Annotated in this window: 2 protein-coding genes; both read right to left on the bottom strand. The window is 67.8% G+C overall.

What is annotated here, in order from left to right:
* Nucleotides 1-9,477, bottom strand: a complete 9,477-nt coding sequence (locus tag QYS36_RS07605; RefSeq protein ID WP_308838893.1) for a non-ribosomal peptide synthetase — start codon at nucleotides 9,475-9,477, stop codon at nucleotides 1-3.
* Nucleotides 9,478-9,527: 50 nt separating this feature from the next.
* Nucleotides 9,528-14,333, bottom strand: coding sequence for a condensation domain-containing protein (locus tag QYS36_RS07600; protein WP_308838892.1), 4,806 nt, complete (start codon nucleotides 14,331-14,333; stop codon nucleotides 9,528-9,530).
* Nucleotides 14,334-14,371 lie beyond the last annotated feature (38 nt).

Raw genomic sequence — 14,371 nt, 5'->3', positions numbered from 1 at the left:
TCAGTCTTCCATCTCTGCCAGCAAACGCTGCATCTCATCCAGTGCCTGGTCGGTCGAAGGCCGCTGCGGGTTTTCGATCTGTTCGGCCAGGCCGGCAATGGTCGGGTTATGGAACAGGCTGCGCAGCTCGACCTTGACCCCGAAGCGGCTCTCCACCCGGGTCATCAGGCGCATCGCCAGCAGCGAATGGCCGCCGAGCTCGAAGAAGCTGCTGAGCACGCCGACCTGCGGCAGGTCGAGCAGCTCTTGCCACAGCTCGGCCAGCTCGCGCTCCAGTGCCGTGCGCGGCGCCACGCCTTGCTCGGCCTGCGTTTGCGGCGCCGGCAGGGCCTTGCGGTCGATCTTGCCGTTGGCATTGAGGGCGAAACGCGCTAGCTGGATAAAGCCGGCCGGTACCATGTAGGCCGGCAGCAGGCTTTCCAGATGACGGCGCAGCGCCGCCTCGTCCACCGGGCTCACGGCCTGCAGCCAGGCGAACAGGCTGTGGCTGCGTGCATCAAGCATGACCACCGCCTCTTCCACGCCGGGGTAACGGCGCAGCAGCGATTCGATCTCCCCCGGTTCGATACGGAAACCGCGCACCTTGACCTGGAAATCGGCACGACCGACATAGGCCAGGCGCCCATCGCTGCGCCGGCGCACCAGATCGCCGGTGCGGTACATGCGGCTACCTGACTCGCGGGCGAACGGATCGGGCAGGTACGCCGCCGCAGTGATCGCCGGCGCCCGCTGGTAGCCACGGGTCACCCCGCAGCCGGCGATATACAGCTCGCCGGTGCTGCCCAGCGGCACCGGCCGCAGGCATTCGTCGAGCACGTAGCAACGGGTGTTGAGCAACGGCATGCCGATATCGGCGACACCCGCCGGCACCTCACGCAGCGACTGGGTGGTCGACCAGACGGTGGTTTCCGTCGGGCCATAGGCGTTGATCAGTTGCACACCCCTGGCCTGCAGCACCTTGACCAGCTCGGCCGGCACCGCTTCGCCGCCGATCAGGCCGCGCAGGGCCGGCCAGTCGTCACGACCGGTTTCCAGCAGGAGCTGCCAGCCGGCCGGGGTAGCCTGGAACACCGTGGCACGGCGCAGCAGCTCGAACAGGCGGTGGCCATCGACCACCTGCTCGCGGCGCGCCAGGAGGATGCCCGCGCCCTTGAGCAGCGGCAGGAACAGCTCCGGCTTGCACATATCGAAGGCGTAGGTGGTGCTGGCCAGCCAGACGTCCTCGGCGCTCAGCGGCAACTGACGGTCGAGGCCGGCGAGCAGGTTGCTCAGGTTGCCACGGGTGACCTGCACGCCCTTCGGCGTGCCGGTGGAGCCCGAGGTGTAGATCACATAGGCGCGCTGCTGCGGCGCCACCGGCAAGGCCAGGTCGTGTGCCGGCTGCACGGCCAGCGGCAGGTGCTCGACAAGCGTGCTGTCGACAGCGCCGAGCACCTCGACACAGGCCCGCTCGCTGAGCACCAGGGCCGGCCGCGCATGCTTGATGATGAAGCGCAGGCGTTCGCCCGGTTGCTGTGGGTCGAGCGGCAGGTAGGCCGCGCCCGCCTTGTGGATAGCCAGAATGCTGGGCAGCAGCCAGGGGCCACGGCTCAGGCACAGGGCGACCAGATCGTCGCAGCCGACACCCTGGGCGCGCAGCCAGTGGGCCAGGCGGTTGCTCTGGACATTAAGCTGGGCATAGCTGTAGCGCTGCTCCTGGCAATCAACCGCCAGTGCGTCCGGGCTCTGCATGACTTGGCGCTCGAAGCGCGCGATCAGATCCTCGGTCTCGCTCAGCGCGTGCGCCGGCAGGTTCCACGGGCGGCGGGTCAGGGCGTGATCGGCATTGGCCAGATCTATGTCCCACAGCCGCGCCTCGGGTCGCGCCAGCATGCCTTCGAGCAGGTGCCGGTACTCGTCGGCGTAGCGTTGCATGGTGCTGGCGACGAACAGTTCGGTGTTGTACTCCAGCACACAGTGCCAGGCGCTGCCGTGCTGCTCGATATGCAGGCCGATGTCCACCAGGGCACTGTCGCTCTCGACATCCAGGCGCTGCGCCGGCAGGCCGGCGAAGCCCTGGCCGACCGCCGCCACGTCGTCGCGCTGGATCAGGTTGAATAGCGCCTGGAACAGCGGGGTGTGGCTCAAATCGCGACGTACCTGCAAGGCCTCCACCAGTCGCTCGAAGGGCACGTCGCCGTGCTGCTGGGCGGTCAGGTGGGTGGCCTGCAACGCCTGCCAGAACGAGGCCACCGATTGCAGCGGGTCGATCTGGCTGCGCAGCACCTGGGTGCTGGCGAAATAGCCGATAAGGTTGTCGGTGTGTGCCTGCTGACGCTGCGCCACCGGCAGGCCGATCCACAGCTCACGCTGCCCGGAATGCCTGGCCAGCAGCACCTTCCAGGCCGCCAGCAGCGGCGCAAAGGCGGTCAGGCCGTGGCGCTGCGCGGTGCTGCGCAGGCGCTCGACCAACTCGAACGGCAGCTCGAAACGCAGGCGCCGCCCGTGGTAGCCCTGCTCGGCAGGACGCGGCAGATCGGTGGGCAGATCCAGCACCGGCGGCTCGCCGGCCAGGGCCTGCCGCCAGTAGTCCAGTTGCGCGTCGATGCGTGCCTGCCCGGCCGGGCTCTGCCAACTGGCGGCAACATCGCTGAACTGCAGCTGCAGCGGCGCCAACGTCGCCTGCTCTCCGCTCAGCTCGGCCTGGTAGAGGCGTTGCAACTCGTCAAAGAAGATCTCCAGCGAGCGGGCGTCGGCGATGATGTGATGCAAAGTGGCCTGCAGCACGCTCTGCCCTTCACCCTTATACAGGCGCACCCGCCACAGCGGCGTCGCGCTCAGGTCGAAGGCGTGCTGCGCCTCCTCGCTCAAGGTGCGGGAGAAGGCCGGCGCATGCACATCCTGCGGCAAGGATGCGACGCTGAGCAGCGGGCCGAGCAACGGCACGACCTGCTGCCGCGCGCCGGCTTCAGTCTCGCTGAAGACAGTGCGCAGGCTGTGCTGACGCTGCACCAGTTGCGCCAGGGCGCGTTCCAGTACCTCGGCGTGCAGGGTGCCGTGCAGGTGCATGGCCAGGGACAGGTGGTAGGCCTGGGTGTCGCCCTGCAAGCGGTCGAGGAACCACAGCCGCTGCTGGGTGAAGTGCAACGGCGCCGCAACCTCGCCGAATGGTCGCAGGATGCTTTCGTCTGCGCCCTCAGCAGTGGCCAGGCTGGCCGCCAGCGCGCCCAGGGTCGGACACTCGAACACGCTGCGCAGCGGCAGTTGCCGCCCATGGCGCTCGGCGATGCGCGCCACCAGCCGTGCCGCCAGCAGCGAATGGCCGCCGAGGGCGAAGAAGTTGTCGCTGGCGCCCACCGCGTTGCAACCGAGCAGCTCGCACCACAGCTCGGCCAGTTGCGCCTCCCAGGGCTGGCTCAGCTCGCCGTCGCGCTGGCCTTCATGTTGGGTGGGTGCCGGCAGCGCCTTGCGCTCAACCTTGCCACTGGGGCTCAGCGGCAAGCTGTCGAGGCGTACGAACTGGCTCGGCAGCATGTAATCCGGCAGGTGCTGCGCCAGTTGCGCGCGCAGCGTGGCATCAGTCAGCTCTTCTGCCGCCTGGGTGACCGAGTAGTAGGCCACCAGACGCGCGCTGTCGCCGCTGCCGAGCAGTACCACGGCCGCTTCGCGCACCCCGGCGACGCGCGCCAGCAGGGCCTCGATCTCGCCCAGTTCGATACGGAAGCCGCGCAGCTTGACCTGGAAGTCCAGGCGCCCCTGGTAGTCCAGGCTGCCATTGGCGTTGCGCCGCACGCGGTCGCCGGTGCGGTACATGCGCGCCCCCGGCACGAAGGGATCAGGCAGGAAGCTGGCGGCGGTCAGGCCCGGCGCAGCGAAATAACCGCGCCCCAGGTTCTCCCCGGCCAGGTACAACTCACCGGAAACGCCCGGCGTTACGGGCTGCAGATCGGCATCCAGCACATAGGCGGCGGTATTGACCAGCGGCCGGCCGATCGGTACCTCCACCCCGCCGCTCTCGCCCTGACGCGGCTCGAAGGTGCTGTAGACGGTGGCCTCGGTCGGCCCGTAACCGTTGATCACCCGGGCACCACGCTGCTCCATGGCCTCGGCCAGCGCGCACGGCAGGGCCTCGCCACCGGAAATGGCGCGCACGCCCTGCCAACTGCGCCCGGTGTGCGCCACCAGCATGCGCCAGGTGGCAGGGGTAGCCTGCATCACCGTCGGCTGGCCGGTCTCAATCAGGCGGTCGAGGGCTTGCGGGTCGCGTGCCTGCTCACGGTCGGCAAGCAGGATGCTGGCCCCGCGACCGAGCGGCAGCAGCAGCTCGACGATGACGATATCGAAGGTTGCGGTGGTCAGTGCCAGCACCCTGTCCTGCGCCGTCAATGGCAGCACCTGCTGCACGCCGAGCATCAGGTTCATCAGGTTGCCACGGGCGATGGCCACACCCTTGGGCTGGCCGGTGGAGCCCGAGGTGTAGAGCACGTAGGCGAGCTGGGCGGGATGCACGCTAGGCGCACGGTAAGGCTCGCTAGTGCTCAGCGTATCGATATCCAGCAACTCGACATCGCTGCCCCACTCGGCCAGTTCCGCCAGGGCCTCGGCATTGCTCAGGCACAGCCGCGGTTGTGCGTGGGCGAGGATGTAACGGCCGCGCTCGGCCGGGGTGTCCTCGGCCAGCGGCACGTAGGCAGCGCCCGCCTTGAGAATGGCCAGCATGGCCATGGGCAGACGCGCATCGCGCGGCAGACGCAGGGCCACACGATCCTCGGCACCGACACCACGGGCCTGCAAGGCAGCGGCCAGGCGTTCGGCGGCCTGGTTCAGTTCGGCATAGCTCAGGCGCCGTTCGCCGGCCTGTAGGGCGATGGCCTCGGGCTGCTCGGCGACCTGCCGGGCGAAGGCCTGCAGGATGTCTTCCCGGCCCTCTGCAGGCTCGCCGTGCAAGCGAGCCAGTGCGCGCTGCTCGGGCTGCCAGGCGAGTTCGCCGAGCACCTGCTGCGGTTGTTCGAGCACGGCGTCGAGCAGCGCCAGGTACTGATCGAGCATCGCCTGGGCGGTCTGCTCGCGGAACAGCTCGCTGCTGTACTGCAGACTGAGGGCAATGCCGTGCTCGCTGTCGCGCACGTCCAGATGCAGGTCGCACAGGGCGCTGTCCGGGCGATTGTCGAGGGGCTCGGCGATCAGGTCGGTCAGCTCGAAACGCTCCAGGGCATGGCCCGGGAAGTAGTTGAACATGGCCTGGAACAGCGGGTTGTAGCTGACCTGGCGGGCCACGCCGAGCTGTTCGATCAGGTAGTCGAAGGGCAGGTCCTGATGCGACTGCACCGCCACCGACAGCGCCTGCAAGGCGTTCATGTGCTGCAACAGGCTGGTCGTGCCGGAAAGCTTCTGGCGATACACCAGGGTGTTGACGAAGCAGCCCACCAGCGGCTGCAAGGCCGCGTGATGACGGTTGGCTGCCGGCACCCCGACGAGGATGTCGTGCTCGCCGCTGCGGCTGCGCAGCAGCAGCTGGAAGGCGCAGAGCATGGGAATGAAATTGCTCCAGCCGTGGCTCGCGCTGAATGCCCGCAAGCGCGCCGCCATTGCCTCCGGCAGGCGCTGCTCGACGCGGCCACCGGCCTGGCTGGCATGGGCCGGACGGGGAAAGTCCGCGGCAAGTTCGAGCACCGGCAGTTCGCCGGACAACTGCTCGCGCCAGTAGGCCAGCTCGCTCTGGCAGGCGGCGCTGTCCATCCACTGGCGTTGCCAGAGGGCATAGTCGGCGTATTGCATCGGCGCCTCGGCCAACGCCTGCTTACGTCCCTGGCGCAGCTCGCGGTAATGGGCGCAGAGACCGTCGATGATCAGTTGCAGCGACCAGCCATCGGCGACGATATGGTGGCAATTGAGCGCCAGCACATGCGCCTGCGGCCCCAGACGATACAGGCAGGCGCGCAGCAGCGGCGCGCTGTCCAGGGCGAACGGGGTCATCGCGTCCTGGCGCAGCAGCTCGTGCAACTGCGCCTCGCTGGCCACCTCGATCAGCGGCAGGGCCAGCTCGGCTCTGGCGAGGATGACCTGCGTCGGCTCGCCGCCGTCGCTGACGAAACGAGTACGCAAGACTTCGTGTTGATCGACCAGAGCCTGTAGTGCTGCCTGCAGGTCAGCCACATGCAGGTCGCCGCTCATGCGCACCGCGCCGGCCAGGTTGTAGGCCGGGCTTTCAGGCTGCAGTTGCTGAAGGAACCACAGGCGCTGCTGGGCGAACGACAGCGGCAGGCTCTGCGGACGCGGCAGGCGCTTCGGCGTGTTGCCCTCGCCTGCCTGCTGCTGCTCCAGCCACTCGGCCATGGCGGCGATGGTCGGGCGCTCGAAGACCACGCGCAGGGGCAGCTCCTTGCCACTGAGCTTGCCGATCTGGCCGATCAGTTGCGTGGCCAGCAGCGAATGCCCGCCCAGCTCGAAGAAGTGATCCTGGATGCCGACCCGCGCCAGCCCCAGCACGCCCTGCCAGGCTTCGGCCAACTGCGCTTCCAGCTCGCTGCGTGGCGCCAGGTAGCGCGCCTCGCTCTGCGCGGCGAAGTCGGGTGCCGGCAGGGCCTTACGATCGATCTTGCCATTGGCGTTGAGCGGCATGCGCTCGAGCAGCATGAAGGCACTGGGCAGCATGTAAGGCGGCAGATTGGCGGCGACGAACTCGCGCAGCGCCTCAATGGAGGGCTGCGGCTCGGCTACCAGGTAGGCCACCAGCACCTTGGCGCGTTGCAGGTCGTCACGGGCCAGCAGCACCGCTTCACGCACGCCGGGATAACGGGTCAGGCAGGCCTCGACCTCGTCCAGCTCGATACGGTGGCCGCGAATCTTCACCTGGTGGTCGGTACGCCCGACGTACTCCAGCTCGCCATTGGCCAGGAAGCGCGCCAGGTCGCCGGTGCGGTACAGGCGGCTGCCGTCGTTAGCGATGGGGTCAGGCAGGAACACCGCTGCCGTGCGCGCCGGGTCGGCCATATAGCCACGGCCAACCCCGACACCGGAAACGAAGATTTCACCCACCGCACCAAGCGGCACCGGCTGCAGTTCGGCATCCAGCAGGTACAGGCGGTTGTTCAGGGTGGCACGGCCAATCGGCACGCTGCTGCGCGCCTGGGCCAGGCGCTCGGTGAGCGGGTGGAAGGCCACGTCGTCGGAGCATTCGGCCGGGCCGTAGGCGTTCATCAACGGAATGCCCGGGTAGCGCTCGAACCAGCGCCGCGCCAGCGCCGGCGGCAGCGCCTCGCCAGTGGCCAATACCCAACGCAGTGCGGTGCGCTCCAGGCCGGCGTCGAGCAGGCTCTGCATCAGTGACGGCACCGCTTCGAGAATGCTTACGCTATGCCGCGCGATGGCATCGGCCAGGGCCATGGGGTTCTGCATCACGCAGTCGCCGAGAATCACCGTGCGCGCGCCCAGCACCAGGCCGGCGAGGGTCTGCCAGACGGAAATGTCGAAGCACTGCGGCGCGCTCTGGGCGATCACGTCCTGCTCATTCAGGCCCAGGCCCGGCAACTTGCCGAGGATGTTGTTGAGCATGCCGGCGTGGGCCACCATCGCCCCCTTGGGCGTGCCGGTGGAGCCCGAGGTGAAGATGCAGTAGGCCAGCGACAGGCCATGCACGGGAATGTCCAGGTCGGCATCGCTGTAACCGCTCAGGGCCGCCGGCTCGTAGCGGATCGCCGCCAGCGGCTGGGCCATCTGCTGCAACGCCTGCAGGGCCAACTCATCCTGCTCCAGGCCATGGACCAGCAGCGGCGAACGGCTCTGGGTAAGCACCTGGGCCAGGCGCTGCGGCGGGTTGCGCGGATCCAGCGGCAGCCAGCCGGCGCCCGCCTTGAGCACGGCGAGGATCATCACCACCAGGTCGAGGCCACGCTCATCGAGCAGCGCCAGCAGGTCGCCGTCCTGCACGCCATTGGCGCGCAGGTGGTGGGCCAGGCGGTTGGCCGCCCGATTCAGCTGATCGAAGCTCAGGCTGCGCTCGCCATGCACCACGGCAATTCGCTCAGGCGTGCGGCGCACCTGCCGTTGCACGCGCTCGACGTACAGCGGCTGCAACTGCGCTTCATCCGCTGCCAGGCCACCTGCGGCCCAGGCATGCTGCTGGGCGATCTCCGCCGCATCGAGCATGGCGAGGCGTTGCAGCGGCATGTCCATATCGCGGGCCAGGGCGTCGCCCATATTCAGCAGCAGCGTGCGGAAGTGGCGCAGCATCTGCTCGACTTCCTCGCGCAGGAACCAGTCGGTCTGGTAGGTCAACTGCAGGTGCAGGCGCTCGCCGGGCACGATCACCACGGTGATCGGGTAGTTGGTGTGGGTACGGTTGGCCATGTCGCTGATCAGGTAGTCCAACTGGCCCTGACGCAGGCTGGCGGAAATCGGCGCGTTCTCGAAGACGAACAGGCTCTGGAACAGATCCTGGCGCTGCACCTCGCTCCAGCCCTGGATCTGTGCCAGCGATACGCTTTCGTGCTCGCGCAGGCTGAGGTTCTCCGCCTGCAGGGCCTTGAGCCAGGCACCGAGGGACTGCTGCGGCTGCCAGTTCCAGCGCAGCGGCAGGCTGTTGATAAACAGCCCGACGATGCTCTCCATACCCTGCATGTGCACCGGGCGCCCGGCCACGGTGACCCCGAACAGCAGGTCGCGATTGCCGCTGTAGCGCCCCAGCAGCAAGGCCCAGGCGCCCTGCACCAGGGTGTTGAGGGTGATGCCCAGGCGGCTGGCAGCCTGCTGCAGGCCTTGGGTCTGCGCCAGGCTCAGGTGCTCGACGCAATCCTCCACCGGCTCCGGCGCATCAAGCACGCGGCCGGAGTGGCCGAAGCCGAACGTGGTGGGCGTGTCGAAACCGGCCAGGCGTTGCTGCCAGAAGGCCTGATGATCCTCGGGCTTCTGCTGTTCCAGCCAGCGGATGAAGTCGCGGTAGGGGCGTGGCTTGGGCAGCTCCAGGCGCCGCCCTTCGCGCGCGGCGCGGTAGCCGTCGAGGAAGTCCATCATGATGATCGAGAAGCACCAGGCATCCATGAGGATGTGGTGGTAGCTGCGCACGAACTGGTAGGTGTCCGGCGCCAGCTTGAACAGGCGCACGCGCATCAGCGGCGCCTGGGTGAAATCCAGCCCCTCGCGGCGCTCTTCGGCCAGCAGATGCTCCAGGCGCGCCTGCTGCTCGGCCTCATCGATAGCCGACCAGTCCTCGTAGGTGATCGGCAGTTCGACCTGCTTGTGCACCACCTGCATTGGCCGCTTCTGCTGCTTCCAGACGAAGGAGGTGCGCAGCAGCTCGTGGCGCTCCACGACCTGTGCCCAGGCCTGGCGGAAGGCGTCCAGGTCGAGCTGCGGCAGCACCATGACATGGCGGTACTGCAGCAGGTACATGCCCTTGCCCGGGTGCATCAGGCTGTGGAACAGCAGCCCTTGCTGCATGGGCGCCAGCGGGTAGATGGCCTCGATATTGCGGGAAAGTGCCTTGACCTTGTCGTTCATGCCGAGGGTCTCCTTGCCGTGGGCTGGGGATGTGGGGGCGCCAGGGATGGTCATTGCAGTTGCTCGAGCAGGCCGAGGAATTCGTCGTCGGAAAGCCCCGAATCGGCGAAGTCGGCAGCGGTGGCGCGACCGGCTTCGGGATCCAGGCAGTGTTCGAGCAGGGCTTCGATACGCTGCTGGAACTGCTGCGACAGCGCGCCGATCAGGGCCTGCTCATGCACCTGCGGGGCGTAGCGCCATTCGATGTGCAACTGACCCTGGTCGACCAGGGCGGTAACGTCGAGCAGATGGGTGCGGCGGGTATCGGGGGCGCGCATGGCCGGGCACAGCGGCTGCGCCAGGCGCCACAGGCGCGAGCCACCCAGCCACTGGTCGACCCGCCCCAGGTAGTTGAAGGTGAGCAGCGAAGCGGCGCCGAGCCCGTGCTGGGGATCGAGGCGCAGCAGGCCGTAGCCGATGCCCTGCTCCGGTACGCGGCGCAGGGCCTCCTTGGCGGCGATGATCGCCTCTTCCGGTTGCTCGGCAGCGGGCACGGCCAAGGGGTAGCGGCTGGTGTGCCAGCCCACCGAGCGCGACAGATCCGGGCCCTGCTCCCAGCCACTGCGGCCGTGGCTTTCCATCTCCAGGGTGACCTGCTCGCGTCCCAGCCATTGGCCGATCACGCCAGCCAGGGCGGCGACCAGCAGATCCTGCACCTGGGTGCCGTAGGCCCCATGGCAGTCGCCCAGCAACAGTTCGGTTTTCTCGACGGACAGCTTGGTTTCCAGCGTGCGGCTTTCGCCATACAGGCTGACGTCACGGGCGACCTCGCCCTCCTCGGCCAACTGCGCCTGCCAGTAGTCGCGCTGAGCCAATACCTCGGCGGCCTGGCGATGCTGCTGCAAGGCCCCGCTCCAGCCATGGAAGCTCGTGGAAACCGCCGGCAGCGCGGCCTGCGGGTCCAGGTAGAGGCTTTCCAGCTCTTCGAGCAGTACCTGCCAGGACACCGCATCGACCAGCAGATGATGCGCCGTGCACAGCAGGTGCCCACTGCCGGTGAAATACACCCAGCGGATCAATGGCGCGCGATCCAGTTGCCAGCCTTGTTGCCACTGCTCCAGCAGCGCGTCGTCCAGCGGTTGTTCGACCACCTGCAGCAGCTTGCCGGCCATGTCCGCCGATAGCGGCTGATAGCGTTGCTGCCAGCCCTGCGCGCTGTGCTCGAAGATCAGCCGCAGGCTGCTGTGACGCTGCAGCAAGGTCGCCAGCGCCTGGGCCAGGCGCGCCGGCTCCAGCGGCTGCCTAACGGCCAGCAAAAGAGACTGGTTCCAGTACTGCGGGGTGTTCTGCTGCTGATCGAAGAACCAGGCCTGGATCGGCGTCAGAGGGAAAGCGGCGCTCGGCTCAGCGCTGTCGGCCTTGGCCTGCTCGGCCACACTGGCGAGGTCCACGGCCTGCTCGGCCCAGCCGTTGACCGAAGGGAACTCGAAGATCTGCTTGGGCTTGAGCTGCAGGCCCTGCTGCTTGGCGCGGGCGATGATCTGCAGGCTGAGGATCGAGTCGCCGCCGACCGCGAAGAAGTTGTCGTCGGCTTGCAGGTCGGGCTTTTCCAGAATCTCCCGGGCAATCGCCAACAGGCGCTCGAGCCTAGCCCGCTGTGGCGTCTGTGCCACCCGCGCCAGCGCCCGCACGCTGGGCTCGGCGAACAGTTGCTTGGGGGTAAGGGTGATCTGCTGCTGGCGCGCACGGGCGATGATCTGCAGGCCGAGAATCGAGTCGCCGCCCTGGGCGAAGAAGTTGTCGTCGGGGCCGATATCCGGGTTACCCAGCAACTCGCGCCAGATATCCAGCAGGGTGCTTTCCACGGCATTCAGCGGCTGTTCGGCACGCGCCTCGACGCTGCGTGGCGCTTGCTCGGCCAGGTTCAACAATGCCTGACGATCGACCTTGCCATTGGCCAGCAGCGGCATGGCCTCCAGGCAATACCACTGCGCCGGCTGCATATAGTCCGGCAGGCGGGCCTGCAACGCGGACTGAATATCCGCCAGCGCGCTCGGCGCGGCGACCAGGAAGGCCACCAGGCGGTTGCCGGTCAACGGCGTCGGTGCGTTGAGCACACGCACGTCCGCCACCTGGGGCAGCGCACGCAATTGCGCCGCCACTTCCGAAGGCTCGACGCGATAACCGCGAATCTTCACCTGCTCGTCCAGGCGGCCGAGGAACAGCACCCGCCCCAGATGATCGAGGCGTACCCGGTCACCCGTGCGGTAACCCTGCTCGCCGAAACGCGCCCGATCGGCCTCGCTGGCATTCAGGTACCCACGCGCCACGGTGGCGCCTTCGATATACAGCTCGCCGCTGACGCCAGCCGGCAACACCGCGCCATCCGGCCCACGCACGCTGATGCGCACGTTGCCCAGGGGCCGGCCGAGCGGTGCGTCACCCTCGCCTTCGACTTCGTGGGTCAGCACGCCCACCGTGGTTTCGCTGGGCCCGTAGTGGTTGACGATACGCAGCTGCGGGCTCAGGGCGCGCACCCGTGCCAGCAGCTCGGCGCCCAGGGCTTCGCCACCGAGCACCAGGCACTGGCGCGGCAACAGGCGCTGCGGCTCGCTGGCCACCAGCAGGGCGTTGAGGTGCGAGGGCACGATCTTCAGCATGTCCACGGGCTGCTGCCCGAGCAGCGCCGCCAGCTCCTCGGCATCGAAGGCCAGCGCCTCGTCCAGCAGGCGCAAGCGCCGGCCGCTGAGCAGCGCGCCGAACAAGGCAGTGTGGCCCAGGTCCGTGGCGCAACTGGCCAGGCTCGTCAGGCTGGCATCGCTGCTCAGGTGCAGTCGCGCCAGGCAGGCGCTGACGTAGTGCACGAGGTTGCCCTGGGTCACCTCCACGCCCTTGGGTCGCCCGCTGGAACCGGAGGTGTAGACCACATAGGCCGGCAAGTCCGCCGGCACGCTGGTGCGCAGCGGTGCATCGCTAAATGCCGCCTCGCCCGGCACGGCCAGCCACTGCACCTGCTCTGGCAACCAGTGTGGCCGAGCGCCCTCGCCCACGCAGACCCTGGGCGTGGCATCCTGGCAGATGTCCTGCAGACGCGACTCGGGCCACTGCGGGTCGAGGGCCAGATAGGTAGCGCCGCACTGCCAGGCAGCGAGCATATGCATCACCAGTTCACGGCTGCGCGGCAGGCACAGGGCAACCCGATCGCCCAGGGCGCTCAGCGAGCCTTGCAGGCGCTCACCACGGGCGACCACGGCCTTGGCCAACTCGGCATAGGTCAGTTGACCCTGCCGATCCTCCAGGGCGATGGCCTGGGGTTTTTCCAAACAGTGCTTGGCGAAGGCCTGCCAGGCGCCCTCCTCCGGCACCGGCAGGGTTTCGCCAGACAGTTGCGAACGCTGCTCGCGGGGCAGCCAGTCCAACTCGGCGAAAGGCACGTCCGGCTGTTCCATGGCCGCCATGACCAGGGCCAGGAACTGCGCCTGGAAGCGCTCGACGCTCTCGCGGCGATACAACGCCTTGCTGTAGCGCCAACGGCCGATGAACTCGGGCAGGTCATCGATGATCACCAGGTTCAGCTCGTGGGCCGCGCCACGCTGCTCGCCAATCATGCGCTCGATGTAGCGCTCGAAGGGTACGTCACGCTCCTTGTTCAGGGTGAACATGTGCTGGAACACCGGCGCCCGGCCCATCTGCCGTGGCAGATCCAGGTGCTTGGCCAGGCGCGCGAAGGGATAGTGACGGTGGCGCAACGCCTGTTTGACATTGGCCGCCACCTGCCTGGCCCAGTCAGCACTGGACAGGTCGCGACGCACCCGGCAGCGCACCGGCAAGGGGTTGACCAGATAGCCCGGCAATTCGGCCTGCTCGCGCTTCAAGCGCCAGCCACTGGGGGTGCCGAGGACGAAATCATCCTGCCCGGACAGCACGCCGAGAAACTGCTGGAACAGTGAGAACCAGTAAACGTAGGGCGTAACGCCCAGGCTCTTGGCCACCGCACGCAGCCGCTCGCTGTCGTCCGCGCCAAAATGGAACGACAGCTCCCCACCCTCGAAGCCCTGGGTGCTGCCATGGGCGAAGTCGGTGGGCAGCTCCAGGGTCGGTGCATCGGCCAGTTGTGCCTGCCACCAGGCCAGCTCCTCGGCCTCGATCGCCTCGCTGCGGATATGCAGGGTGCTGCACCAGTTGCGATAGGCCTGGGGGTCGACATCGGCAAGCGTTTCGCCATCGACTAGGGCGAACAGCTCAGCGAACAGCACATCGAAAGTGGTCAGGTCAGAGGCGATATGGTGGATACCCAGCAACACCGTGTGCTCGACACGCTCGCCCAACTGATTGCTCAACAGCACCAGCCGACTGACCTCACCGGCAGCGAGGTCGAAGGGCTTGTCGGCCAGTTCGATCACGCGGCGCTGCACACTGGCCGCATCCGCGTCCTGCCAGGTCTCGCACTGCACTGAGGTAGGCTGCGGGCGGCTATCCCACTGCAGCAACTCGCCATCACGCTCGACATAGGCACTGCACAGATGCGGATAACGCTGCTGCACCGTCTGCCAGGCCCGCTCCAGACGCTGCGGCAGATCGGCCCAGAGGTACTGCGGCCTCACCCGCCCGGCCAGGGCGATATTGTAGGCGCAACTGTTCGGCTCCATGCGCTGCAGGAACCACAGGGCCTGCTCGTTATCGTTGAGCGGGCGCGCCTGGAAGTAGTCCGGGTGGCGCGCCAACCAGGGCAGAATCTCGGCAGTGCGCGCCTGCAGTTCCTGCTCCAGCTCGGCGCTCAGGGCCTCCGGCAAGCCAGCGGAAATCATCAGGCGGCCTTCGCTGGCGGACAGGCGAATACCGCGCAGCCAGCAATCACGCATCAGGCGATCGAGCATATGTCGTCCTTCATCTTGCAGAGTCGAGTTCTGCCGCC

The organism is Pseudomonas sp. G34 (assembly GCF_031119625.1).
Taxonomy (GTDB): Bacteria; Pseudomonadota; Gammaproteobacteria; order Pseudomonadales; family Pseudomonadaceae; genus Aquipseudomonas.
Note: the sequence above shows the minus strand (reverse complement) of the source record. Positions and strands in the feature narration are given on the sequence as shown.